Annotated in this window: 27 protein-coding genes, 1 tRNA gene and 1 pseudogene; 24 read left to right on the forward strand and 5 right to left on the reverse strand. The window is 66.4% G+C overall.

Annotation, left to right across the window (positions count from 1 at the left end; genetic code table 11):
• Nucleotides 1–36: 36 nt before the first annotated feature.
• Complete coding sequence (locus L1087_RS08425; protein WP_234558472.1) at nt 37–417, forward strand: HEPN domain-containing protein; 381 nt, start codon at nt 37–39, stop codon at nt 415–417.
• Nucleotides 374–721, forward strand: a pseudogene (locus L1087_RS08430) (nucleotidyltransferase domain-containing protein); the annotation flags it as partial. The gene L1087_RS08425 and the pseudogene L1087_RS08430, both read left to right, overlap by 44 nt.
• On the opposite strand, the gene L1087_RS08435 reads toward L1087_RS08430, so the two are convergent.
• A complete protein-coding gene (locus tag L1087_RS08435) occupies nt 719–1,660 on the reverse strand; it encodes a thiamine-phosphate kinase (RefSeq protein ID WP_234558475.1) in 942 nt (313 codons plus the stop codon). The pseudogene L1087_RS08430 and the gene L1087_RS08435 overlap by 3 nt on opposite strands.
• 27 nt (nt 1,661–1,687) lie before the next feature.
• On the opposite strand from L1087_RS08435, the gene L1087_RS08440 reads away from it, so the two are divergent.
• From L1087_RS08440 to L1087_RS08455, 4 genes are all read left to right on the forward strand, one after another.
• Complete coding sequence (locus L1087_RS08440; protein WP_234558477.1) at nt 1,688–2,404, forward strand: 2-phosphosulfolactate phosphatase; 717 nt, start codon at nt 1,688–1,690, stop codon at nt 2,402–2,404.
• Entirely contained in the window at nt 2,392–3,096 is a 705-nt protein-coding gene (locus L1087_RS08445; RefSeq protein ID WP_234558480.1) for a WecB/TagA/CpsF family glycosyltransferase, read from the forward strand. Before L1087_RS08440 ends, L1087_RS08445 begins: the two co-directional genes overlap by 13 nt.
• 9 nt (nt 3,097–3,105) lie before the next feature.
• Nucleotides 3,106–5,001: a tetratricopeptide repeat protein gene (locus L1087_RS08450; RefSeq protein ID WP_234558482.1), complete on the forward strand. Its 1,896-nt coding sequence runs from the start codon at nt 3,106–3,108 to the stop codon at nt 4,999–5,001.
• A 137-nt stretch (nt 5,002–5,138) separates the two neighbouring features.
• Nucleotides 5,139–5,561: a hypothetical protein gene (locus L1087_RS08455; RefSeq protein WP_234558484.1), complete on the forward strand. Its 423-nt coding sequence runs from the start codon at nt 5,139–5,141 to the stop codon at nt 5,559–5,561.
• Between the two features lie 42 nt (nt 5,562–5,603).
• Here the strand turns inward: L1087_RS08455 and L1087_RS08460 are convergent.
• Both L1087_RS08460 and L1087_RS08465 read right to left on the reverse strand, forming a co-directional pair.
• Nucleotides 5,604–5,679, reverse strand: a tRNA-Ala gene (locus L1087_RS08460).
• A 37-nt stretch (nt 5,680–5,716) separates the two neighbouring features.
• Nucleotides 5,717–6,079, reverse strand: a complete 363-nt coding sequence (locus tag L1087_RS08465; RefSeq protein WP_135260708.1) for a hypothetical protein — start codon at nt 6,077–6,079, stop codon at nt 5,717–5,719.
• Nucleotides 6,080–6,141: 62 nt separating this feature from the next.
• Here L1087_RS08465 and L1087_RS08470 point away from each other — a divergent pair, with 62 nt between their 5' ends.
• The 18 genes from L1087_RS08470 (at nt 6,142) to L1087_RS08555 (ending at nt 22,973) form a co-directional block, all read left to right on the forward strand.
• Nucleotides 6,142–6,789 (forward strand): Rad52/Rad22 family DNA repair protein, encoded by a 648-nt coding sequence (locus L1087_RS08470; protein ID WP_234558485.1) that lies wholly within the window; start codon nt 6,142–6,144, stop codon nt 6,787–6,789.
• The gene (locus tag L1087_RS08475) at nt 6,786–7,532 is read left to right on the forward strand and encodes a metallophosphoesterase (RefSeq protein ID WP_135343213.1); all 747 of its coding nucleotides are present in this window, start codon (nt 6,786–6,788) and stop codon (nt 7,530–7,532) included. The genes L1087_RS08470 and L1087_RS08475 overlap by 4 nt, the downstream gene beginning before the upstream one ends.
• Complete coding sequence (rsmA, locus tag L1087_RS08480) at nt 7,525–8,340, forward strand: 16S rRNA (adenine(1518)-N(6)/adenine(1519)-N(6))-dimethyltransferase RsmA (RefSeq protein WP_234558486.1); 816 nt, start codon at nt 7,525–7,527, stop codon at nt 8,338–8,340. The genes L1087_RS08475 and rsmA overlap by 8 nt, the downstream gene beginning before the upstream one ends.
• Nucleotides 8,341–8,508: 168 nt before the next feature.
• Nucleotides 8,509–8,868 (forward strand): NADH-quinone oxidoreductase subunit A, encoded by a 360-nt coding sequence (locus L1087_RS08485; protein ID WP_234558487.1) that lies wholly within the window; start codon nt 8,509–8,511, stop codon nt 8,866–8,868.
• A complete protein-coding gene (locus L1087_RS08490) occupies nt 8,859–9,404 on the forward strand; it encodes a NuoB/complex I 20 kDa subunit family protein (protein WP_038043184.1) in 546 nt (181 codons plus the stop codon). The genes L1087_RS08485 and L1087_RS08490 overlap by 10 nt, the downstream gene beginning before the upstream one ends.
• A 3-nt stretch (nt 9,405–9,407) precedes the next feature.
• Nucleotides 9,408–10,052, forward strand: a complete 645-nt coding sequence (locus L1087_RS08495) for an NADH-quinone oxidoreductase subunit C (RefSeq protein ID WP_038043186.1) — start codon at nt 9,408–9,410, stop codon at nt 10,050–10,052.
• A 9-nt stretch (nt 10,053–10,061) separates the two neighbouring features.
• A complete protein-coding gene (nuoD, locus tag L1087_RS08500) occupies nt 10,062–11,282 on the forward strand; it encodes an NADH dehydrogenase (quinone) subunit D (RefSeq protein ID WP_234558488.1) in 1,221 nt (406 codons plus the stop codon).
• Nucleotides 11,283–11,291: 9 nt separating this feature from the next.
• Entirely contained in the window at nt 11,292–11,837 is a 546-nt protein-coding gene (nuoE, locus tag L1087_RS08505; protein WP_234558489.1) for an NADH-quinone oxidoreductase subunit NuoE, read from the forward strand.
• Nucleotides 11,834–13,147: an NADH-quinone oxidoreductase subunit NuoF gene (gene nuoF / locus L1087_RS08510; protein ID WP_234558490.1), complete on the forward strand. Its 1,314-nt coding sequence runs from the start codon at nt 11,834–11,836 to the stop codon at nt 13,145–13,147. The genes nuoE and nuoF overlap by 4 nt, the downstream gene beginning before the upstream one ends.
• A gap of 2 nt (nt 13,148–13,149) precedes the next feature.
• A complete protein-coding gene (gene nuoG / locus L1087_RS08515) occupies nt 13,150–15,498 on the forward strand; it encodes an NADH-quinone oxidoreductase subunit NuoG (RefSeq protein WP_234558491.1) in 2,349 nt (782 codons plus the stop codon).
• Nucleotides 15,495–16,589 carry an NADH-quinone oxidoreductase subunit NuoH gene (nuoH, locus tag L1087_RS08520; RefSeq protein WP_234558493.1) on the forward strand — a complete coding sequence of 365 codons (1,095 nt, stop codon included), beginning with the start codon at nt 15,495–15,497 and terminating at the stop codon, nt 16,587–16,589. Before nuoG ends, nuoH begins: the two co-directional genes overlap by 4 nt.
• Complete coding sequence (gene nuoI / locus L1087_RS08525; RefSeq protein WP_234558495.1) at nt 16,586–17,134, forward strand: NADH-quinone oxidoreductase subunit NuoI; 549 nt, start codon at nt 16,586–16,588, stop codon at nt 17,132–17,134. The genes nuoH and nuoI overlap by 4 nt, the downstream gene beginning before the upstream one ends.
• Nucleotides 17,131–17,670 carry an NADH-quinone oxidoreductase subunit J family protein gene (locus L1087_RS08530; protein ID WP_234558497.1) on the forward strand — a complete coding sequence of 180 codons (540 nt, stop codon included), beginning with the start codon at nt 17,131–17,133 and terminating at the stop codon, nt 17,668–17,670. The genes nuoI and L1087_RS08530 overlap by 4 nt, the downstream gene beginning before the upstream one ends.
• Entirely contained in the window at nt 17,667–17,954 is a 288-nt protein-coding gene (gene nuoK / locus L1087_RS08535) for an NADH-quinone oxidoreductase subunit NuoK (RefSeq protein WP_038039961.1), read from the forward strand. The genes L1087_RS08530 and nuoK overlap by 4 nt, the downstream gene beginning before the upstream one ends.
• Nucleotides 17,955–17,956: 2 nt before the next feature.
• Nucleotides 17,957–19,774, forward strand: coding sequence for an NADH-quinone oxidoreductase subunit L (gene nuoL / locus L1087_RS08540; RefSeq protein WP_234558499.1), 1,818 nt, complete (start codon nt 17,957–17,959; stop codon nt 19,772–19,774).
• A complete protein-coding gene (locus L1087_RS08545) occupies nt 19,768–21,177 on the forward strand; it encodes a complex I subunit 4 family protein (RefSeq protein WP_135260698.1) in 1,410 nt (469 codons plus the stop codon). The genes nuoL and L1087_RS08545 overlap by 7 nt, the downstream gene beginning before the upstream one ends.
• On the forward strand, nt 21,174–22,457 hold the full coding sequence (locus L1087_RS08550; protein WP_234558501.1) for an NADH-quinone oxidoreductase subunit N: 1,284 nt from the start codon (nt 21,174–21,176) through the stop codon (nt 22,455–22,457). The genes L1087_RS08545 and L1087_RS08550 overlap by 4 nt, the downstream gene beginning before the upstream one ends.
• Nucleotides 22,458–22,592: 135 nt before the next feature.
• Nucleotides 22,593–22,973 carry a hypothetical protein gene (locus L1087_RS08555; RefSeq protein WP_135260696.1) on the forward strand — a complete coding sequence of 127 codons (381 nt, stop codon included), beginning with the start codon at nt 22,593–22,595 and terminating at the stop codon, nt 22,971–22,973.
• A 4-nt stretch (nt 22,974–22,977) separates the two neighbouring features.
• Here the strand turns inward: L1087_RS08555 and L1087_RS08560 are convergent, their stop codons facing one another.
• Together L1087_RS08560 and rocF are read right to left on the reverse strand one after the other, a co-directional pair.
• Nucleotides 22,978–23,115: a hypothetical protein gene (locus L1087_RS08560; RefSeq protein WP_234558503.1), complete on the reverse strand. Its 138-nt coding sequence runs from the start codon at nt 23,113–23,115 to the stop codon at nt 22,978–22,980.
• Between the two features lie 108 nt (nt 23,116–23,223).
• Nucleotides 23,224–24,114 carry an arginase gene (gene rocF / locus L1087_RS08565; protein ID WP_234558504.1) on the reverse strand — a complete coding sequence of 297 codons (891 nt, stop codon included), beginning with the start codon at nt 24,112–24,114 and terminating at the stop codon, nt 23,224–23,226.
• Nucleotides 24,115–24,117: the final 3 nt, after the last annotated feature.

Raw genomic sequence — 24,117 nt, forward strand, 5'->3', positions numbered from 1 at the left:
CCCTGGAGTATAGCCCGGTGCCGGTAAACTGGAGGGGTGAACCGGGCCAAGGACTGGCTCCTCCAAGCGGAGAAGGACCTGGAGATGGCCGGGATCGCCCGGGAGGCGGGAAGGCACGAGTGGGCCTGCTTCGCCGCCCAGCAGGCCGCGGAGAAAGCGGTCAAGGCCCTCCACCTCCACTTGGGCCAGGAGGCCTGGGGGCACCTCATCGCCCGGCTTCTCCGGGAGCTACCCCTAGAGGTTCCTCAGGAGCTGGTGGAAAAGGCGCGGTACCTGGATGGGCTCTACATCCCCACCCGCTACCCCTATGCCTTCCCCGAGGGACCCTCTGCAGAGCACTACGGACCCCTGCAGAGTGAGGAGGCTTTGCGTTATGCCGGTGAGATCCTTGGCTTCGTCCGTGCTCAGATGGCCTAGCCGGGAAGAGGTGGAGGCGGCCCTCCGGGCCTGGCTCCAGCGCCACCCCATCCCCGGCCTCCTGGCGCTAGGCTACTTCGGCTCCTACGCCCGGGGGGACCACGGGGTGGGGAGCGACCTAGACCTGGTCCTGGTGGTAAAGGCCGCGGACCTTCCCCCTTGGCAAAGGGCCGCCCAGCTACCTCTGGAGGAGCTTCCCGTACCTGCGGAAGCCTTGGTCTACACCCTGGAGGAGTGGCACGCCCTTCCCAGGCTAAGCCCCCGCTTCGCCAGAACCCTAAAGGAGGAAACCCGCTTTCTCTTAGGGGCGGAAGTGGTCGTACCCCCTTCGGGGCACAGGCTTGCCCTGGAGGAAAACCCCCTCCCCCTCCCCCACCCGCCCCGCGCGGAAGAGGGGTAGGCCCGCCGCCTCCGCCCGGGCCAGCACCTGGGCCTCGGCCTCCGGGGGCACCACCAACACCGCCTCAAACTCCTCCCCCCCATAGAGGACGAGCTCCTTGGCGGCTACCTCGTCCCCTGCGAAGGCCAGGACGTCGGGGTAGAAGGGCAGGTCTTCCAAGTCCACCCGCAAGCCCAGCCCCGCCAGCTGCCACAGGGTTTCCGCCAGGCCGTCGGAAGAGTCCAGACCTCCCCGGAGGAGGCCCGCAAGGGCCAAAAGCTCCAGGCGGGGCAGGGGGTAAAAGGCGGCCTCGCGGATTTCCGGGAAGCCCTGCAGGCTACGCCCCCGGTGGTGGGCCCATATGGCCGCCCCCGTCCTGCCCCAGCGGTCCCCGGCCAGGTAGAGGAGGTCCCCCGGAAGGGCCCTACGGGGTAAGGGAACCTCCGCCTGGGCGAAGCCGGAAACGGTGAGGGCCACCTCCTCGCCGGCGTTGGTGTCGCCCCCAAGGAGCACAGCTCCAAGCCGCCCTGCCGCCTCCGCCGCACCCTTGACCAGCTCAAGGACGAAGTCCTCCTCCAAATCCGGGGGCAGAAAAAGCCCCAGGGTGAAGCCCAAGGGCCTTCCCATCTTGCAAAGAAGGTCGGAGGCCGTGGCCGCCACCCCCCGCCATCCCACCTCAAAGGGCCCCATCCCCAGGAGGGCCACTTCCCGGTAGAGAAAACCATCGGTCTTCAAAAGCCAGGCCACCTCCCCCATCCAAACCCCTCCGGCATCATCCCCAGGAGGCAGGGGAGCCCCTGGGGGATAGCCGATGGGGGCAAGCTTCCCAAGAAGCGCCCGCTCGCCCAAGTCCTTAAGCCGCATACGCCCAGGCTAGGGTATCATGGCGGGGTGTGCCGGGTTGACCTTTGCCTTACGCCGGCCCGCGGCCCCCTGATCCTGGTAGAGGTCCTCCCCGCAGGGAGCCTCCTCACCCAGCTCCTGGCCCAAGGAGCCCTGGAGGTCTGGGTGGCCCCAGGGCCCAAGGTGGCCCGCCTTCTGGCCCAGGAACTGGGACAAGGGGTCCTTCTCCTGGGCGAGGTGGAAGGCTTCCCTCCCGAGGGCTTCCACGGCCGGCTTTCCTTGGTGGACTTAGCAAGCACCCCTGTGGCGGGGAAAAAGGCCATCCTGGTGGCTCCCCTCCTCAACGCCAGCCTCCTCCCCGGGGAGGAGGAGGTGTACGTGGCGGGGTTTCGCAACGCCAAGGCGGTCCTGGAAGCCCTTCGCGGCCTAAAGGGGCTGGTGCTCCGACCCTCCGGGGCCCCGGAGCCCCTGCTCTCGGCGGTGGTGGCGGCCGGCTTTTTGCAGAAGCGTCTCTCCCCCGATGGCCCCACCACCCTGGCCACCGCCCTCCTCAAGGCCTTCCCCGATCCCCAGGAGGCCCTCTTCCAAAGCCCGGAGGGCCAGGCCCTTCACAAGGAGGGGCGCACGGAGGAGCTGGCCCGGGCAAGCCTCATCGGGGTGGATCCCGTGGTGCCCAGGCTCTCCGGGGTGCGCTTCTTCCCCAAGGTGGAGTTCGGCCTGACCCAGGACCGCTACGCCCAGAGGTTTGTGGTATGGAACGGGTAGAACTCCTAGGCCTTCCCCTGGACCCTGTGGGGATGGAGGAGGCTCTGGCCCGAATCCAGGGATTCCTAAAGGAGGAAGGCACCCACCAGGTGGTCACCCTGAACCCGGAGATCGCCGTGCGGGCCCAGGAGGACCGGGCCCTCAGGCAAGCCATCCTCGAGGCGGAGCTGGTCACCCCGGACGGAGTGGGCATCCTCTGGGCCGCCAAAAGGCTTTTGGGCCTGGAGCTCAAGGAGAGGGTCACCGGGGTGGACCTCACCCTGGCCCTTCTGCGCTGCTCTCCCGGCATCCGGGTCTACCTCCTGGGGGGCAGGCAGGGGGTGGCGGAGCGGGCGGCCCTCGAGGCCAGGCGGCTCGGGGCGGAGGTGGTAGGGTACCACCACGGCTACTTCCAGGAGGAGGAAGGGGTGGTGGAGGAGATCCGGCAGAAAGCCCCGGACCTCCTCCTGGTGGGCATGGGGGAAAGGCAAGAAACCTTCATCCACCGGCACAAGGCCCACCTGAGGGCCAAGGTGGCCATGGGGGTAGGGGGCACCCTGGACGTGCTGGCCGGCGCGGCCAAGCGCCCCCCGGCCTGGGCGCAACGGCTTGGCCTGGAGTGGCTCCTCCGGGTGGGCCTGGACCCCAAGCGTTGGAAAAGGGCCCCCAGGCTCTTCCGCTTCGCCTATATGGTTCTCAAGGAAAAGCGCTAGAATGCATCCATGGTGACCCCAAGGCGCTTCCTCGCCCTTTTCCTTCTCCTGGGGCTCGGCCTGGCCCAAGGGCTGGTCCTGCCCTTTGAAGGCCCCCAGGGCTTCCGCCTGGCCCAGGCCTTCGCCCAAGGCCTCAAGGCCCCTCCCCCCACCCTCCTGGCCCTTCTCCTTCCCGACCTGCCCTGGCGGAACAGCTACGACCTGACGGGAGGGCTTTACACCCGGGCGGGGGCCCGGCTGGCCCAGGCGGCCACGGGGGCCGAATGGGTCCTCCTGGGCAAACAGGAGGAAGGGAGCCTGAGGCTCTTCCTGGCCCGCGAGGATGGGGTCAAGGAGGGCCTCTTCCGCACGCCCGACCTGGCCTGGCTCTGGCTCCAGGGGGAGGGGCTGGCGCAAAAGTTCAGCTCCCTACCCTACCCCTCCCTCTCCGAGGAGGAGCTCAGGGAACGGGCCCACGGGGTAAACCCCGATCCCCTTCACCAATCGGCCCTGGACCTCAAGGAGGGGCGGGGAAGCGGGCTTTTAGAGGGGATCCTTCCAGAAAAGCTCCTCCTTCTCTGGCAAGGGAAGCTCCCCCCCGCCTATCAGGCCTTCGCCCTCCTCTCCCAGGGCAAGCGGGAGGAAGCCCTTAAGCTGGCAGAAACCCTCCTTAAGGGGGATGTCCTGGAAAAGACCGCTGCAGAACTGGTCTTTAGAACCCTCGAGGACCCCCGCTGGAAGGAAGCGGCCCGCACTCTTGCCCAGGCTTTCCCCGAACTTCCCCTGGCGTGGGAGGAGGTAAGCTTCGCCGCCTTCGCCGAGGGGAAGGGAGAGGAGGCCAGGGACGCCCTGCTGAAGGCCCTCAGGCTCCGGCCGGATTACTGGCTTTACTGGACCAACCTGGGCTGGGCCTATTACCTTGCAGGGGACCTCCCTAGGGCCATCCTGGCCTCGGAGCAGGCGGTGAAGCTCAGGCCCAACGCCACCGCCTATTACAACCTGGGCCTGTTTAAGGCCATTTACGGGGACTTCCTGGGAGCCAAGGCCGCCTACGACCGGGCCCTGAGGCTGGACGAGGGGGAGGACTTCCTCGAGGCCCTAAAGGACCTGGAGGAGCGAACTGAGCCCCTGGCCCTTTTCTTCCGGGCCTACGTGGCGGAACGGGCAGGGCTTCCGGCCAAGGGGCTTTACCAAGCCTTTCTGGAAACCTACCCCCGGCATCCCCTGGCCCAGGCGGCGAGGAGGGCCCTGAACCGGGAAGAAGGGGGGTTGGTTTTGGAGGCGAAGAAGCTGGCCCTGATCCCTGGGGACCTGGAGGCCAGGCCCTTCCACGCCGGGGAAGCGGTCTTCCCCGAGGTCAAGCTCACGGGAAGCCCCTACCTTCCCCGGCACGAGCTGCAAACCCTGCTCTACAAGGAAGGCACCCTGGTGGCCCAGGAGAGGAAGCCTTTGGGCTTCCCTCCCCTCACCGCCGCCCTCGAGGAGGTGGCCCCCGCCGTTACCCTGCCCGAGCCGGGCAGGTACGTGCTGGAGGTGCGCTACGGCGAGGCCCAGGCCCTCATCCCTCTGGAGGTGGGTCCCGAAAGCTTGGCCCGGAGGCTTTATGCCCTGGGCCTCGAGGTGCGGGACCTTTCCGGAAACCTTCTCCTCACCCCCAAGGAAACCCTGGGCCCGGACGGGGACCGGCTTCTTCTGGAAAAAACCCTGGAGGCTCTTAAGGAAGCGGCTCCCTTGGCCACCAGCGCCCGACTCACCACCCCCCTCCCCCAGGGTCCCTATGCGGGGAAGAGCATCCAGGAACTGCTGAAGAACCCTACCTTGGAAATGGTCCGCTCCTTCTTCCAAAAGGTGGTGGAAGCCCCCGAGCTCCTGGCGGATAACGACGTGGTGAACGCCCTGGTGAACTGGCTCCTGGAAAGCCGGTAACGTGGTAACGGCCCTGTAACGCTGGATCGGGTTTACCCTAATCCTGGTCTCATTGGACCGGAATGGAGGCGCATTCGTATCGGCATTTCTCGGCATTGGCGTTTGGGTATTGTGGCGTTGGTGGCGGCCTTGGGCGCTTGTTCCACGTGTTGAAGCAGTTTGCCTCCGAAGGCGTACGGCTGGTCTTCATCGGGGAATGGCAGGGCTACTACGACGCCATCACCCTGGAAAACGACTTCCTGGGCAAGATGGAAGCGGTGATGACCAATACCGGCCAGGCGGTGGACTGCGGCTACAACACCCTGCCCAGCGCCTCGCTTCGCCCCCACCAGATCACCCAGGGCATGACCGACGTCACCATCGCTTGCTCCTCGGTTCTGGTGCCGGGCCCCAACGACTACCCCTTCTACTACGACTCCACCAACACCAAGGTGCTCTCGGCGGTGGCCACCATAGACGTGACCCCCCTGCCCCCTGGACTGGTCCAGCCCACCCAGCTTCAGGTGAACCCACAAAGCATCTATCCCCTGCTGAACCCGGGTTCTTCCACCGGCCATTAGGCGAAGCAAACGAACACCTCCCGCCCGAGGGCGGGAGGTTTTTGGTGGAGCCGACGGGACTCGAACCCGTGACCTCCTGAGTGCGATTCAGGCGCGCTCCCAGCTGCGCCACGGCCCCACGCGCCCTATATGGTAGCGGGGGGCTTTAGCCTTGTCTAGTCCCCTTCCTTAAGCCGCACCTCCACCCGGCCCTTCTTGTCCTTCACGGAAAGCTTGGCCTTGGCCTTGCCCTTTCGGTACTCCGCTTTCCACTCGTCCTTCTTCACCTCATACTTCACCCGCACCCAACCCCGGCGGCGAAGATCCTCGTCGTGGTGGCGGAAGATGGCCTCCGCCTGGGAGTAGCGGTAGACCACCACAAGCCCCTGGGGCTCCGGAAGGCGCTCCACCACCACCGCCTGGGGAAAAAGGTTGAAGGAAAGGGTGGCGGTGATGCGGAGCTCCATGGAGCTGGAGGGATTCGCCTCGAGGGCCCAGGCCAGCACCAGTAGGGGCAGCATTCCCAGCACCTTGCGCATGCCCCTAGCCTACCGCACCTCCCCCCGCACCTCCTGAGCGCCGCCTAAAGTAAACTTGAGGTATGGACGAAGTTTGGCAAAAGCTCGCCGAACCCTTCCCTCCCGGCGAGGTGCAGTGGCGCATCGAGGCCCTCTCCCGGGATAAAAAACGCGCCCTGGTGGTCCCCTATGTGGACGCTCGTACTGTTTTGGACCGGCTGGACCGGGTGGTGGGCCCCGAGGGGTGGCAGGACGCCTACGAGGTCCTGGCCGATGCCGAGCGCACGGTGAGGGACGAGCGGGGCGAGCGGCGGGAACGGCTGGTGGAGGTGAAGTGCCGCCTCACCGTCCTGGGGGTGACCAAGGAGGACGTGGGGGAAGGGGACTCCCTGAAGGCGGCCTTCTCCGATGCGCTGAAAAGAGCTGCCGTCAAGTTCGGGGTGGGCCGCTACCTCTACCGCCTGGAAAAGCAGTGGGTGGACTACGACTCGGAAAAGGGGCGCTTCACCCCACCCAGGCTGCCCGAGGGCGAAGGAGCCCCGGAGGCCCCCCTCCCGGAGGAGGAGAAGCCCGAGGCCTACCGGCTCATCGACCAGCTCATGGAGCGCTTGAAGGAAAAGGGCCTGGGTAAGGAGGCCGCCAAGATCGTCACCAAATACGGGGGGTACGGCAAGACCCCAGAGGAAACCAAGCGCCTCTACGGGGAGCTCCGCGCCCTGCTCAAAGGATGAGGGTCGTCGCCCTCGGGGACCTCCACGGAAACTTCCCCACCCTCTGGCGCATCCTGAGGGCCGAGGGCCTAGCGGACGCCCATCTCAGGCCCACGGAGGCGTTGCGCTCGGGCCAGACCCACGTGGTCCTGTTGGGCGACCTGGTCCACCCCAAAACCCCCCGGGACTACGAGCGCCTCACCGGCCTTTCCCCCTTTAACCCGCAAGACCCCACCCACCTGCGCCTGGCGGCGGGCTACCAGATCCGGGAGCTCTTCCGCCTCAAGGCCTTCCAGGAGGAGGCGGAAGGCCACGTGACCATCCTTTTGGGCAACCACGACGAGGCCGCCCTCAAGGGAGAGCCGGTGCTGGGCAACCGCCACCTCAAGCACCTGGAGTTCCATCCTGAGATGGGGGGGAAGCCTCTGCCCGAGGCCCTTAGGGCCTGGATGGCCCGCTTCCCCCGGGAGCTGGTCCTTCAGGGGGTTCACTTCGCCCACGTGGGCCCGGTGCCCTGGCTCCAGGACTACGACGAGCTTTTCTACGCCCAAAGCGAGCCCAAGACCTGGTGGTTCCGCACCCCCGACTACGTGGAGCGCATGGGCTACCGCTTTGGCGTCTACGGCCACGTCCCCATGAAAGACGGCATCCTCATCAAGGAGCGCTTCGCCCTCATCGACGCCCTGGACCTGGGGGAGTACCTGGTGCTCCACCCCTACGAAGAGCCTCTGCGCCTCGAGGCCAAACGCCTTTCCCATGCCTAAGCTCACCTCGCCCAAGGAAGTGCGGGAGCTTCTCCAGCGCCATGGCCTTTTCGCCGACAAGCGCTTCGGGCAGAACTTCCTGGTTTCAGAGAGCCACTTAACGCGCATCGTGGAAGCGGCGAAGCCCTTCACGGGGCCGGTGTACGAGGTGGGGCCGGGCCTAGGGGTGCTCACCCGGGCCCTGGCCGAGGCGGGGGCAGAGGTGACGGCCATCGAGAAGGACGAGCGCCTGCGCCCCGTGCTGGAGGAAACCCTAAAGGGCCTCCCTGTGCGCCTGATCTTCGGGGACGCCCTGGCCTACCCCTGGGAGGAGGTGCCCCCAGGAAGCCTCCTAGTGGCCAACCTGCCCTACCACATCGCCACCCCCCTCGTCACCCGCCTCCTGCAGACGGGACGCTTCGCGCGCCTCGTCTTCCTGGTGCAGAAGGAGGTGGCCGAGCGCATGGTGGCCCAACCCGGCACCCCTCAGTACGGTCTTCTCTCCCTTCGGGTGGCCTACCATGCCCAGGCGGAAAAGCTCTTCGACCTTCCCCCCGGGGCTTTCTTTCCCCCTCCCAAAGTGGTGAGCAGCCTAGTGCGCCTCACCCCCAGGAAGGTGCCGGACGACCCTGCCCTTTTCCAGCTCCTCGAGGCCGCCTTCTCCAAGCGCCGCAAAACCCTGAAAAACGCCCTCACCGCCGCCGGATATCCCAAGGAGAAGGTGGAGGAGGCCCTTAAGCGCCTGGGTCTTCCCCTGGATATTCGGGGGGAGGCCTTGGAGCTATCCCATTTCCAGAAGCTCAAGGATCTTCTCTACACCAGGGTGTAATGTTCTAGCAGCCGATAATCAAATGGCTTACACCGATTAGCCTCCCCTTCGGTGTAGTCCACCCCTATTGCCCTGCACCTGGGGTGATAAGATGGGCGGGAACTGAGGTGGGGGCCTCGAGGGTTTTGGGCCCTCACCTCGTGAAGAGATGCACGAAAGGAGGGGACCTTGGCGCCGATCGCGGAGTACGTGAGCATCCTGATCTATCTAGGAGTGGCCCTGTTCATCGGGGTGGCGGCCCTGGCGGTGGGGGCCCTCCTGGGTCCCAAGAAGCCGGGGAAGGCCAAGCTGATGCCCTACGAGTCGGGGAACGACCCCGCCGGGGAGGTGCGGCGCTTCCCCATCCACTTCTACGTGGTGGCCATGCTCTTCATCCTCTTTGACGTGGAGGTGGCCTTCCTCTGGCCCTACGCGGTGAGTGCGGGAAGCTTGGGGCTTTACGGGTTCTGGGGGGTCTTGGGCTTCACCCTCCTGCTCTTCGTGGGCTTCCTCTACGAGTGGTGGAAGGGGGTGATGCGGTGGCACTGAAGGACCTCTTTGAGAAAGACGTTCAGGAACTGGAAAGGGAAGGCATCCTCTTCACCACCCTGGAGAAGCTGGTGGCCTGGGGCCGCTCCAACAGCCTCTGGCCCGCCACGTTTGGCCTGGCCTGCTGCGCCATCGAGATGATGGCCTCCACCGACGCCCGCAACGACCTGGCCCGCTTTGGCAGCGAGGTCTTCCGGGCCAGCCCCCGCCAGGCGGACGTGATGATCGTGGCGGGGAGGCTCTCCAAGAAAATGGCCCCGGTGATGCGCCGGGTCTGGGAGCAGATGCCCGACCCCAAGTGGGTGATCTCCATGGGGGCCTGCGCCAGCTCCGGGGGGATGTTCAACAACTACGCCATCGTGCAGAACGTGGACTCGGTGGTGCCGGTGGACGTCTATGTGCCCGGTTGCCCCCCGCGCCCCGAGGCCCTCATCTATGCGGTGATGCAACTGCAGAAGAAGGTGCGCGGGGAGGCCTACAACGACCGGGGGGAAAGGCTTCCCCCGGTGGCCGCCTGGCGCCGGACAAGGGGGTGAGGCGTGCGGCTTCAGGTCGTTTTAGAGGAGGCCCAGACCAAGGGCTACGCCATAGAGGACAACGGGCTTGGGAACCTCTGGGTGGTCCTGCCCCGGGAGGCTTTCAAGGGGGAGATGGCCCGCTACAAGGAGCTGGGCTTCAACTACCTGGCGGACATCGTGGGCATAGACTACCTGGAGTACCCGGACCCTAAGCCCGAGCGCTTCTCGGTGGTCTACGAGCTGGTTTCCCTTCCAGGGTGGCGGGACGGGGATGGGAGCCGCTTCTTCGTCCGGGTTTACGTGCCGGAGAAGGACCCCGTGCTGCCCACGGTGACCGACCTCTGGGGGAGCGCGAACTTCCTGGAGCGGGAGGTGTACGACATGTTCGGCATCGTCTTTGAGGGGCACCCGGACCTCAGGAAGATCCTCACCCCCGAGGACCTCGAGGGTCATCCCCTGCGCAAGGACTTCCCCCTGGGGGAAACCCCCACCCTCTTCCGCGAAGGAAGGTTCATCGTGCCCAGCGAGTTCCGGGCCGCCCTCACCGGGAAGAACCCTGGCCCTACCTGGTACCGGGGCGGTAGCCGCAAGGGGTACCGGGCCCTTTGGGCCGACCTCCAGAAGGCCAGGGGAGAAAAGGACCCCGGTAGGGGCTCGGTTGGCTAGGGAGGTCAAATGAAGGACTACCTGGACCTGGACCCACAGGTGGCGGAGGAACCCAAGGAGCTCCGCACCGAGGTCATGACCCTCAACGTGGGCCCGCAGCACCCCTCCACCCACGGGGTCTTGCGGGTGGTGGTGACCCTTTCGGGCGAAGAGGTCTTGGACCTCGTCCCCCACATCGGCTACCTCCACACGGGCTTTGAGAAGAACATGGAGAACCGGACGTATACGCAGGTGATCACGTATACGCCCCGGATGGACTACCTCCACTCCTTCGCCCACGACCTGGCCTACGCTCTGGCGGTGGAGCGGCTGGTGGGGGCGGTGGTGCCGCCTCGAGCCCAGACCATCCGCATCATCCTCAACGAGCTCTCCCGCCTGGCCAGCCACCTGGTCTTCCTGGGTACTGGGCTACTGGACCTTGGGGCCCTTACCCCCTTCTTCTACGCCTTCCGCGAGCGGGAGGCCATCCTGGACCTCTTTGAGTGGGTGACCGGCCAGCGCTTCCACCACAACTACATCCGCATCGGCGGGGTCAAGGAGGACCTTCCCGAGGAATTCGTGCCCGAGCTTAAAAAGCTTTTGCAGGTCCTGCCCCACCGCATCGACGAGTACGAGGCCCTCTTTGCGGAAAGCCCCATCTTCTACGAGCGGGCCCGGGGCGTGGGGGTCATCCCCCCCGAGGTGGCCATCCACCTGGGCCTCACCGGAGGGTCTTTGAGGGCCAGCGGGGTGAACTACGACGTGCGCAAGGCCTACCCCTATGCGGGCTACGACACCTACCAGTTTGACGTGCCCTTGGGGGAGCACGGGGACGTGTTCGACCGCATGCTGATCCGCATCCGGGAGATGCGGGAGTCGGTGAAGATCATAAAGCAGGCCCTGGAGCGGCTGGAGCCAGGGCCGGTGCGCGACCCCAACCCCCAGATCACCCCGCCCCCCAGGCACCTCCTGGAGACCTCCATGGAGGCGGTCATCTACCACTTCAAGCACTACACCGAGGGCTTCCACCCCCCCAAGGGCGAGGTGTACGTGCCCACGGAATCCGCCAGGGGCGAACTGGGGTACTACATCGTCTCCGATGGGGGGAGCATGCCCTACCGGGTGAAGGTGCGGGCTCCCAGCTTCGTGAACCTGCAAAGCCTCCCCTATGCCTGCAAGGGGGAGCAGGTGGCGGACATGGTGGCCATCATCGCCAGCCTGGACCCGGTCATGGGCGACGTGGACCGATAGGAGGTGAAGATGGGGTTCTTCGACGACAAGCAGGACTTCCTAGAGGAAACCTTTGCCAAGTACCCACCGGAAGGGCGCCGCTCTGCCATCATGCCCCTCTTAAGGCGGGTGCAGCAGGAGGAGGGCTGGATTCGGCCGGAGCGGATAGAAGAGATCGCCCAGCTGGTGGGTACCACGGCCACGGAGGTCATGGGGGTGGCGAGCTTCTACTCCTACTACCAGTTCGTGCCCACGGGCAAGTACCACCTCCAGGTCTGCTCCACCCTCTCCTGCAAGCTGGCGGGGGCGGACGAGCTTTGGGATTACCTCACGGAGACTTTGGGCATCGGCCCCGGGGAGGTGACCCCGGATGGCCTTTTCAGCGTGCAGAAGGTGGAGTGCCTGGGAAGCTGCCACACCGCTCCTGTGGTCCAGGTGAACGACGAACCCTATGTGGAGTGCGTGACCCGGGCGAGGCTTGAGGCGCTCCTGGAGGGCCTCAAGGCGGGCAAGCGCCTCGAGGAGATCGAGCTTCCCGGCAAGTGCGGGCACCACGTGCACGAGGTGGAGGTATGACCGGGCCCATCGTATCCGGAAAAGATCCCCGTTTTGAGCGGACCCTCTACGCCCACGTGGGGAAGGAAGGCTCATGGACCCTGGACTACTACCTGCGGCACGGCGGCTACGAAACCGCCAAGCGGGTCCTGAAGGAGAAAACCCCCGAAGAGGTCATCGAGGAGGTGAAGCGCTCGGGCCTCCGGGGCCGGGGCGGGGCGGGCTTCCCCACCGGGGTTAAGTGGAGCTTCATGCCCAAGGACGGGCAGCAGCACTACCTCATCTGCAACGCCGACGAGTCGGAGCCGGGGAGCTTCAAGGACCGCTACATCCTGGAGGACGTTCCCCACCTGCTCCTCGAGGGGATGATCCTGGCGGGCTACGCCATAAGGGCCACGGTGGGGTACATCTACGTGCGCGGGGAGTACCGCAAGGCGGCGGACCGCCTGGAGGCCGCCATCCGCGAGGCCCGCGAGGGGGGCTACCTGGGGGAAAACCTCTTCGGCTCGGGCTTCTCCTTCCAGGTGCACGTGCACCGGGGCGCCGGGGCCTACATCTGCGGCGAGGAAACCGCCCTCATGAACTCCTTGGAAGGCCTTCGGGCCAATCCTCGCCTCAAACCCCCCTTCCCCGCCCAGTCGGGGCTTTGGGGCAAGCCCACCACCATCAACAACGTGGAGACCCTGGCCTCGGTGGTGCCCATCCTGGAGCGGGGGGCCGACTGGTTCGCCAGCATGGGCACCGAGCAGTCCAAGGGGATGAAGCTCTACCAGATCTCCGGCCCCGTGAGGCGGCCCGGGGTCTACGAACTTCCCATGGGCACCACCTTCCGGGAACTCATCTACGACTGGGCGGGAGGTCCTCTGGAGCCCATCCAGGCCCTCATCCCTGGGGGGTCCTCCACCCCGCCTTTGCCCTTCACCGATGAGGTCCTGGACACCCCCATGAGCTACGAGCACCTGCAGGCCAAGGGCTCCATGCTGGGCACGGGCGGGGTCATCCTCATCCCCGAGCGGGTGAGCATGGTGGACGCCATGTGGAACGTGACCCGCTTCTACGCCCACGAGTCCTGCGGCAAGTGCACCCCCTGCCGGGAGGGGGTGGCGGGCTTCATGGTGAACCTCTTCGCCAAAATCGGCAGCGGCCAAGGGGAGGAAAAGGACGTGGAGAACCTCGAGGCCCTCCTCCCCCTCATCGAGGGGCGGAGCTTCTGCCCCCTGGCGGATGCGGCGGTGTGGCCGGTGAAAGGCTCCTTGAAGCACTTTAAGGACCAGTACCTAGCCTTGGTGCGGGAGAAAAAGCCCGTGCCCAGGGTGAGCCTCTGGAGGTGAAGGTGGTCAGGGTCAAGGTGAACGACCGGATCGTGGAAGTGCCCCCGGGGACCAGCGTCATGGACGCGGTCTTCCACGCGGGGTACGACGTGCCCCTCTTCTGCTCGGAAAAGCACCTCTCCCCCATTGGGGCCTGCCGCATGTGCCTGGTGCGCATCGGCCTGCCCAAGCGGGGCCCGGACGGGAAGCCTGTGTTGAATGAAAGGGGGGAACCGGAGATCGCCTGGCAGCCCAAGCTGGCCGCCAGCTGCGTCACCGCCGTGGCCGACGGCATGGTGGTGGACACCCTCTCGGAGGTGGTGCGGGAAGCCCAGGCGGGGATGGTGGAGTTCACCCTCTTAAACCACCCCCTGGACTGCCCCACCTGCGACAAGGGGGGGGCCTGCGAGCTTCAGGACCGCACGGTGGAGTACGGGCTCTACGAGAAGTATTACCAGAAGGCTCCCCTCGAGCTTCCCACCTACACCCGCTTTGAGTTCACCCGCCGCCACGTGGACAAACACCACCCCCTTTCCCCCTTCGTGGTGCTGGACCGGGAGCGGTGCATCCACTGCAAGCGGTGCGTGCGCTACTTTGAGGAGATCCCTGGGGACGAGGTCCTAGACTTCATCGAGCGGGGGATGCACACCTTCATCGGCACCATGGACTTCGGCCTCCCCTCGGGCTTCTCGGGGAACATCACCGACATCTGCCCCGTGGGGGCCCTTCTGGACCTCACCGCCCGCTTCCGGGCCCGCAACTGGGAGATGGAGGAAACCCCCACCACCTGCGCCCTCTGCCCCGTGGGGTGCGGCATCACCGCGGACACCAGGAGCGGGGAGCTCCTGCGCATCCGCGCCCGGGAGGTACCTGAGGTCAACGAGATCTGGCTCTGCGACGCGGGCCGCTTCGGGCACGAGTGGGCGGACCAGGAGCGCCTCAAGATCCCCCTGGTGCGCAAGGGCGGGAGGCTCCAGGAGGCCACCTGGGAGGAGGCCTTCGCCGCCATCCAGGAGGGCCTCAAGGGGGCCAGGAAGGAGGAGGTGGGGATCTACCTGGCCCACGACGCCACCTTGGAGGAGGGCCTAATGGCCAGCGAGCTGGCCAAGGCCCTAGGCACCCCCCACCTGGACTTCGAGGGCCGCACCGCCGCCCCCGCAAGCCTCTACCCCGCGGCCACCTTTGAAGACCTCCTGGGGGCGGACTTCGCCCTGGTCCTGGGGGACCCCACGGAGGAGGCCCCCCTCCTCCACCTGCGCCTAAGCGAGTTCGTGCGCGACCTAAAGCCCCCCCAGCGCTTCGCCCACGGCACCCCCTTCGCCGACCTCTCCATCAAGGAGAGGATGCCCAGGCGCCGGGACAAGATGGCCCTCTTCGCCCCCTACCGCGCCCCCCTCATGAAGTGGGCGTCCATCCACCAGGTTCATGCCCCCGGGGAGGAGCGGGAGATCCTTCTCGCCCTGCTTGGGGAGAAGGAGGGTAGCGAAGCGGTGAAGATGGCCAAAGAGGCCTGGGAAAAGGCGCAAAACCCTGTCCTCATCCTGGGGGCCGGTGTCCTCCAAGATTCCGTGGCCGCAGAAAGGGCCAGGCTTCTCGCCGAGCGCAAGGGGGCCAAGGTCCTGGCCATGACCCCGGCGGCCAATGCCCGGGGCCTCGAGGCCCTGGGGGTCTGGCCCGGGGAGAAAGGGGCAGCTTGGGACGAACCCGGAAGCCCCTACGCCTACTACGGCTTCGTGCCCCCGGAAGGGGCCCTAAAGGGCAAACGCTTCCTGGTTATGCACCTCAGCCACCTCCACCCCCTGGCGGAGCGGTATGCGGATGTGGTCCTCCCCGCCCCCACCTTCTACGAGAAGCGGGGGCAGGTGGTGAACCTGGAGGGGCGGGTCCTTTCCCTCAACCCCGCCCCCATTGAAAACGGCGAGGCGGAGGGTGCCATCCAGGCCCTGGCCCTGCTGGCCGAGGCCCTTGGGGTGCGGCCGCCCTTTAGGCTTGGCCTCGAGGCGGAGCGGGAGCTCAAGAAAAAGGTACCCGCTCCTAACGGCCTCCTTACCCACCGCACCCAGCGCCTACGGCCCAAGGCCCAAGAGGGAAGGCTCTACCTGAGGCCCACCATGTGGAGGGCCTGGCAGCTTACGGGTAAGGTGGCCCAGACCGTCCGCCCTGAGCTTTGGGTCCACCCGGAAACCGCCAAGGCCGAGGCCCTTTTGGAGGGAGCCCGGGTGGAGGTGGAAGGCCCCCTGGGCCCGGTCCTGGCCCAGGTGGTCCACCGGGAGGACCTGCCCAAGGGCTTCCTCTACCTCTCCGCCCTCGGTCCCTTTGCGGGCAGGAGGATGGAGGCCAGGGTGTTGGTCCCCACGGGAGGTGAGGCATGAACCCTTATCCCTCGGATCCCTACTGGATGGTGGCCTTGAAGGCCCTTTTGGTGGTGGTGGGCCTCCTCACGGCCTTCGCCTTCATGACCCTGATCGAGCGCCGCCTTCTCGCCCGCTTCCAAGTCCGCCTGGGCCCCAACCGGGTGGGGCCCCTTGGCCTCTTCCAGCCCATCGCCGACGCCATCAAGAGCATCTTCAAGGAAGACCTGGTGGTGGAGCGCGCCGACAAGGTGATCTTCGTGCTAGCTCCCCTCATCGGCGTGGTCTTCGCCCTCCTGGCCTTCGGGGCCATCCCCTTTGGCCCCCCAGGGAGCTTCTTCGGCTTCCAGCCCTGGGTCTTGAACCTGGACCTGGGCCTCCTCTACCTCTTCGCCGTGAGCGAGATGGCCATCTACGGCATCTTCCTGGCAGGCTGGGCCTCGGGGAGCAAGTACAGCCTCCTGGGCTCCTTGCGCTCCTCGGCGAGCCTCATCTCCTACGAGCTGGGCCTGGGCATCGCCCTCCTCTCCCCAGTGCTCCTGGTGGGAAGCCTGAACCTCAACGACATCGTCAACTGGCAGCAGGAGCACGGCTGGCTGGCCCTATACGCTTTCCCTGCCTTCTTGGTCTACATGATCGCCGCCCTGGCCGAGGCTGCCCGCACCCCCTTTGACCTCCCTGAGGCCGAGCAGGAGCTGGTGGGGGGCTACCACACCGAATACAGCTCCATCAAGTGGGCCCTCTTCCAGATGACGGAGTACATCCACTTCATCACCGCCAGCGCCCTCATCCCCACCCTCTTCCTGGGCGGCTGGACCATGCCCTTCTGGAACGTCCCCTATCTTTGGATGTTCCTCAAGATCGCCTTCTTCCTCTTCTTCTTCATCTGGATCCGGGCCACGTGGTTCCGCCTGCGCTACGACCAGCTCCTGCGCTTCGGCTGGGGCTTCCTCTTCCCGGTGGCCCTGGTCTGGTTCCTGGTGACCGCCCTGGTGGTGGCCTTAGACTTTCCCCGCTCCTACCTCCTCTACCTCTCCTTGGCCACCCTCTTGGTCCTTCTGGGGGCGGTGATGTACAGCCCCAAACCCGTCCGTAAAGGAGGTGGCGCATGACCCTTAAAGCCCTGGCCCAAAGCCTCGGCATTACCCTTAAGTACCTCTTCTCCAAGCCGGTGACCGTTCCCTACCCCGATGCCCCCGTGGCCCTCAAGCCCCGGTTCCACGGCCGCCACGTGCTCACCCGCCACCCCAACGGCCTGGAGAAGTGCATCGGCTGCTCCTTGTGCGCCGCCGCCTGCCCCGCCTACGCCATCTACGTGGAACCCGCAGAAAACGACCCGGAGAACCCGGTCTCGGCGGGGGAGCGCTACGCCAAGGTCTACGAGATCAACATGCTCCGGTGCATCTTCTGCGGGCTTTGCGAGGAGGCTTGCCCCACCGGGGCCATCGTGCTGGGCTACGACTTCGAGATGGCCGACTACCAGTACTCCGACCTCATCTACGGCAAGGAGGACATGCTGGTGGACGTGGTGGGCACCAAGCCCCAGCGCCGGGAGGCCAAGATGACCGGCAAGCCCGTGAAGCCTGGCTACGTGGTGCCCTACGTGCGCCCTGAGCTGGAGGGCTTCAAGGCCCCCACGGAAGGAGGGAAGCGGTGAGCCCTTGGGAAGCTTTGGCCCTGCTCCTGCTCCTCGCCACCGGGGTACTGGTGGTGACCTTGAGGAACGCCATCCACGCCGCCTTGGCCCTCATCCTGAACTTCCTGGTGCTGGCCGGGGTCTATGTGGGCCTGGACGCCCGCTTTCTGGGTTTCATCCAGGTGATCGTGTACGCCGGGGCCATCGTGGTCCTCTTCCTCTTCGTGATCATGCTCCTGTACGCCGCCCAGGGGGAGGTGGGGTTTGACCCCCTGGTGCGTTCCAAGCCCCTGGCCGCCCTCCTGGCCCTGGGGATAGCCTTGGCCCTCTTCTCCGGGCTTTGGGGCCTGAACCTGGCCTTCGCGAAAGACCTGCAGGGGGGCCTGCCCCAGGCCCTGGGGCCCCTCCTCTACGGGGACTGGCTCTTCGTCCTCCTGGCGGTGGGCTTCCTCCTCATGGCGGCCACGGTGGTGGCCGTGGCCCTGGTCCAGCCCACCCGTCCCCTGGACGCCCTGCGCCCCGAGGAGCGCAAGGAGGAAAAGGAGGTGGTGCGGTGAGCTACCTCTTCACCTCGGCCCTGCTCTTCGCCCTGGGGGTTTACGGGGTCCTGACCCGCAGGACGGCCATATTGGTCTTCCTCTCCATTGAGCTCATGCTGAACGCGGCGAACCTCTCCCTGGTGGGCTTCGCCCGGGCCCATGGCCTCGAGGGCCAGGTGGCCGCCCTCATGGTCATCGCCATCGCCGCCGCCGAGGTGGCGGTGGGCCTGGGCCTCATCGTGGCCATCTTCCGCCACCGGGAGAGCACCGCGGTGGACGACCTTTCGGAGCTTAGGGGGTGAGCATGCTGCTGCTGACCATCCTCCTTCCCCTCTTGGGCTTTGCCCTCCTGGGGCTTTTCGGTAAGAGGTTAAAAGAGCCTCTGCCTGGGGCTATAGCCTCAGCCCTGGTCTTGGCCTCCTTCCTCCTGGGGGTGGGCCTCCTCGCCCAGGGTGGGGCCCGCTTCCAGGCGGAGTGGCTCCCCGGCATCCCCTTCAGCCTCCTCTTGGACAACCTTTCCGGCTTCATGCTCATGATCGTCACCGGCGTAGGCTTCCTCATCCACGTCTACGCCATCGGCTACATGCACGGGGACCCGGGCAATAGCCGCTTCTTCGCCTACTTCAACCTCTTCATCGCCATGATGCTCCTCCTGGTCCTGGCCGACAGCTACCCGGTGATGTTCATCGGCTGGGAAGGAGTGGGCCTGGCCAGCTTCCTCCTCATCGGCTTCTGGTACAAAAACGCTCAGTACGCCGACTCCGCCCGCAAGGCCTTCATCGTGAACCGCATCGGCGACCTGGGCTTCCTGCTGGGCATGGCCATCCTCTGGGCCCTTTACGGCACCCTTTCCATCACCGAGCTCAAAGACGCCCTGGAAGGCCCCCTGAAGAACCCCAGCCTCCTGGCCCTGGCGGGCCTCCTCCTCTTCCTGGGAGCGGTGGGTAAAAGCGCCCAGGTGCCCCTCATGGTCTGGCTCCCCGACGCCATGGCCGGCCCCACTCCCGTTTCCGCCCTCATCCACGCGGCCACCATGGTGACCGCCGGGGTCTACCTCATCGCCCGGAGCTCCTTCCTCTACGCCAACCTCCCCGACGTCTCCTACGCCATCGCCGTCATCGGCCTCCTCACCGCGGCCTACGGGGCACTTTCCGCCTTCGGCCAGAACGATATCAAGAAAATCGTGGCCTACTCCACCATCAGCCAGCTGGGGTACATGTTCCTGGCCGCGGGGGTGGGGGCCTACTGGGTGGCGCTTTTCCACGTCCTCACCCACGCCTTCTTCAAGGCCCTCCTCTTCCTCGCCTCGGGCAGCGTGATCCACGCCCTGGGCGGGGAGCAGGACGTGCGCAAGATGGGGGGACTTTGGAAGCACCTTCCCTACACCCGCTGGCACGGGCTCATCGGGGCGCTAGCCCTAGGCGGCCTCCCCATTCTCTCCGGCTTCTGGTCCAAGGACGCCATCCTCACCGCCACCCTCGCCTACCCCTTTGGGGGTCTGGGCTTCTACCTGGGGGCCCTCCTGGTGGCCGTCCTCACCGCCATGTACGCCATGCGCTGGTTCGTTCTGGTCTTCCTGGGGGAGGAACGAGGCCACCACCATCCCCACGAGGCCCCAGCGGTGATGCTCTGGCCCAACCACCTTCTGGCCCTGGGCTCCTTGCTGGCCGGGTATCTGGCCCTGCCCCATCCCCTGCCTAACGTCCTTGAGGTCTTCTTGAAGCCCGCCCTGGCCGAGGTGGAGGCCCATCATCTTTCCTTGGGCGCGGAGTGGGGCCTCATCGCCCTCTCAGGAGTAGTGGCCCTTCTGGGGCTCTGGCTGGGCTACACCTTCTTCCAGAGGAAGGCCTTCCCCGCCTGGTACCTCACCTTTGAGGCCTGGAGCCGGGAAAGCTTCTACGCCGACCGGGTGTACAACGCCCTCATCGTCAATCCCTTGAAGGCCTTAGCGGAAGCCCTCTTCTACGGGGATAGCAGCCTCCTTCGCGGCTACTTTGGCCTGGGCGGGACGGTGCGGAACCTGGGACAGGGCATCGGCCGCCTGCAGACCGGCTATCTAAGGATATACGCCCTGCTTTTCGTGCTGGGCGTGCTTCTCGTCTTGGGGGTGATGCGGTGGTAGTCCTGGCGATCCTCCTACCCATCCTCTTCGGCCTTCTCCTCCTCCTGGGCCTTCCCCGCGCCCTGGGAGTCCTGGGAGCGGGCCTGAGTTTTCTCATGAACCTCTACCTCTTTCTCACCCACCCGGGCGGGGTGGCCCATGGGGTCCAGGCCCCTCTCCTTCCCGGGGCCGGGGTCTATTGGGCCTTCGCTTTGGATGGCCTTTCCGCCCTCTTCTTCCTGACCATCGGCCTCACCGTCTTCCTGGGGGCCCTGGTGGCCAAGGTGGAGGGGCGGTTCTTGGGGCTCGCCCTTCTCATGTCCGGCCTCCTCCTGGGGCTTTTCGCTGCCCGGGACCTCCTGGTCTTCTACCTCTTCTTCGAAGCGGCCCTGATCCCTGCCCTCCTCATGCTCCTCTTCTACGGCGGGGAAAGGCGGCTTAGGGCCATCTACACCTTCCTCCTCTTCACCTTGGCGGGCTCCTTGCCCATGCTGGCCGCCATCCTGGCGGTGAAGGCCCTGGGGGGAAGCCCCACCTTCCTCCTGGAAGACCTCCTGGCCCACCCGGTGAAGGGACAGGCAGCCTTCTGGGTCTTCCTGGGCTTTGCCCTGGCCTTCGCCATCAAGACCCCCCTCTTCCCGGTGCACGCCTGGCTTCCCCTCTTCCACCAGGAGAACCACCCCTCGGGGCTGGCGGACGCCCTGGGTACCCTCTACAAGGTGGGGGTCTTCGCCTTCTTCCGCTTCGCCATCCCCCTGGCCCCGGAGGGCTTTTATGAGCTGCAAGGGCTTCTCCTCTTCCTGGCAGCCATAAGCGCCCTCTACGGGGCCTGGGTGGCCTTCTCCGCCAAGGACTTCAAGACCCTTTTGGCCTACGCCGGGGTTTCCCACATGGGGGTGGCGGCCTTGGGGGTCTTCTCCGGAACCCCGGAAGGGGCCTTGGGCGGGCTTTACCTCCTGGCGGCAAGCGGCGTCTACACCGGGGGCCTCTTCCTCCTGGCGGGAAGGCTTTACGAGCGCCTCCACACCCTGGAGATCGGGCGCTACCGGGGCCTGGCGGCCAGCGCCCCCGGCCTAGCCGCCCTGGCCCTCTTCCTCTTCCTGGCCATGGTGGGGCTTCCCGGGCTTTCCGGCTTCCCCGGGGAGCTCATGACCCTCCTCGGCGCCTACAAGGCCAGCCCCTGGCTCACCGCCATCGCCTTCCTCTCGGTGATCGCCGGGGCCGCCTACGCCCTCACCGCCTTCCAGAAGGTCTTCTGGGAGGAAGGCCAAAGGGAAGCGGAGGACCTCAAGGGAGCGGAATGGCCCTTCGCCGCCCTGACGGTGGCCGCCTTGGTCCTCATGGGCGTCTTTCCAGGCTTCTTCATTAAGGGCTTGCAACCCCTGGCGGAAGCCTTCGCCAGGATCCTCGGAGGTGGCGCATGACCCTTCTGGTGCTGGGGTTTTTCTCCGTGGCCCTCACCCTCCTGGGCTTCTTTGTCCCCGTGCCCCTCTTCAAGCGCCTCACCCTCCTGGGCCTCGCCCTGGCCGTCCTCACCCTTCTCCTCACCTGGGGCAAGCCCTTCGCCTTCGGGCCCTACGGGGTGGACGGCATATCCCAGACCTTCACCCTCCTGACCCTCGTGGGGGCGCTTTGGACGGTGGGCCTGGTGCGCACGCGGCGCTTTGAGTTTTACCTCCTGGTCCTGTATGCCGCCACGGGGATGCACCTCTTGGCCTCCACGCAAAACCTCATCCTGATGCTGGTGGCCCTCGAGGCCCTCTCCCTGCCCCTCTATGCCCTGGCCACCTGGCGGCGGGGCGAGGGGCTGGAGGCCGCCCTCAAGTACTTCCTTCTGGGCGCCCTGGCCGCCGCCTTCTTCCTCTACGGCACCGCCCTCCACTACGGGGCCACGGGAAGCCTCCTGGCCGGCACCCCGGGGAAAGGTCCCCTCTACGCCTTGGCCCTAGGCCTCCTTCTGGTGGGCCTGGGCTTCAAGGTGGCCCTGGCCCCCTTCCACTTCTGGACCCCGGACGTGTATCAGGGAAGCCCCACCCCGGTGGTCCTCTTCATGGCCACCGGGGTCAAGGCCGCGGCCTTCGCCGCTCTGTTGCGGGTGGTGGCCCCAGGAGCGCCTGAGGCCCTTTCCCTTCTCATCGCCCTCTCGGTCCTGATCGGCAACCTCGCGGCCCTCACGCAAAAGGAGGCCAAAAGGCTTCTCGCCTATAGCTCCATCGCCCACGCGGGGTACATGGCCCTCGCCCTTTACACCGGGAACCTAGAGGCCCTGGGCTTCTACCTCCTCACCTACGTGCTGGCCACGGGCCTGGCCTTTGCGGTGCTTTCGGAGGTTTCCCCAGACCGCGTGCCCTTAGAGCGCCTCAAGGGCCTCTTCCACCGCGACCCCCTCCTGGGCCTCGCCCTCTTTGTGGCCGCCCTCTCCCTCCTGGGCCTTCCTCCCTTGGGGGGCTTCTGGGGCAAGTACCTGGTCTTCACCGAGGCCGCCAAGGCAGGCCAGTGGGGGCTTCTCATCCTGGCCCTCCTCACCAGCGTGGTGAGCGCCTACTACTACCTGTCCCTGGGCCTGGCCGTGTTCCAAAAGGGCGAGGCCGCGGCCGCCCCCCGGCCTCTGGCCCGGGGCGTGGCCCTCTTGGCGGCCCTGGCCCTCCTCCTCCTGGGCTTCCTCCCGGGGATTGTCCTCCCCGCCTTGGCCCAGGGGGGTTAAGCCGCGACAAGGGTATAGGCAAGCCGTCTCGGCTTTCGCCAAGGGTGCAATAGGCCCTGTAGGAAAGCCGGCAAGGGGGCCCTCGAGGCCCCCCTTGCTTTGCGGCCCCACCGGGGCCTAAACTGAAGCCAAACCATGGACGACCCCCTGGCCCACCTGCCCCAGGAGCTCCTGCGGAAAGACCCCCTGGCCTACGTGGCCCGGGGGGCCCAGGCTCTACCCAAGGACCTCCGGGGAGCCTGGCTCCTAGGGGTGGTGAGCGGCTTCCTCTGGCCGGAAGCCCCGCCCCCCAAGGGCTTCTCCGCCTTCTTCCGCCGCCTGGAAGGGGCCTGGCAGGAAGCCGAAGCCTTCTTCCTGGAAACCGGTTGGGACTTCCCCGTGCTGGTGAGCGAGTGGGCAAGAAACGCCTTGGAGCCCCTGAGCCACCGCAAGGCAGCCCCTACCTACGGCCAGCTCCTGCCCCCTTACCTGAAGGGCCATCTCCTGGGGAGCACCCTGCGGCGGCGCCTGGGATGACCCCTCAGTCCAGGAGCATCTGCAGCCTCACCACCCGCCAGCAGAGGCCTTGCCGCTCCAGGACCAGGCCCGAACGGGGGTCGTCCTTGTGGTAGATGAAGGCGCGGGAAAGGCCCAAGTAGCGGAGCCTCCAGTTGCGCACTTCCTCCAAGGAGGCCTGGCCGGGTTCCTTGCCCGTGCCGAGGTGCGATTTTTCCAGTCAAGGCAGGGCCGCGAACGCACTGCAGGATAGGCTCCTTGGGTGGGGGCTTCAAAGAATCCGCTTGCCCAAGAGGCTCAGGGCCAGACCCACCATCATCTCCGCGGTCCTGTTCTTCTCGTCCAGGATGGGGTTCACCTCCACCAGGTCCAGGCTCCGCACCCGGCCCGACTGGGCCAGGATCTCCATGAGGAGGTGCGCCTCCCGGTAGGAAAGGCCCCCGGGAACCGGGGTCCCCACCCCAGGAGCCAGGGCAGGGTCCAGGACGTCGGCGTCCAGGGAAACATGGAGGGGCAGGCCGGCGAGCCTTTCCAAAACCTCCTCGGCGATGCGGGCTACCCCCAAGCGGTCCACCTCGTGCATGGTGTAGACGGTAACCCCCATTTCCCGAAGAAGCCGCCTCTCCCCGGGGTCCAGGCTCCGCACCCCCATCAGGACCACCCTCTTGGGATCCACCGCCTGGAAGGCCTCTGTGAGACGGGGGTGCCCAAGCCCGCAGAGCACCGCCAGGGGCATGCCGTGAATGTTTCCCGAAGGGCTAGTTTCCGGGGTGTTGAAGTCCGCATGGGCATCCACCCAGACCACCCCCAAGGGCTCCTTGGCCACCCCGCTCACCGAACCCATGCTCAGGGAATGGTCCCCGCCCAGCACGATGGGAAATACCCCCTCCGGCAGGGAACGGAGCCGCTCCTTGAGCTCGAGGGCCGCCTGGCGGATCTCCTCCAGGTAGTTCTGCCCTCCGAAGCGCAAGCCCTTTCGCTTGAGGGTTTCCGCCACCGGTACCCGCACGTCCCCCAGGTCCTCCACCGCCAAGCCCAGGGCCTCGAGCTCCTCGGCCAGGCGGGCGTAGCGCAAGGCGGAAGGCCCCATGTCCACCCCACGCCGGCCTGCGCCTAAGTCCATGGGCACACCCAGGATGACCACCCGCTCCATGGGGGGCATGCT

The sequence above is a fragment of the Thermus tengchongensis genome (assembly GCF_021462405.1).
Taxonomy (GTDB): Bacteria; Deinococcota; Deinococci; order Deinococcales; family Thermaceae; genus Thermus; species Thermus tengchongensis.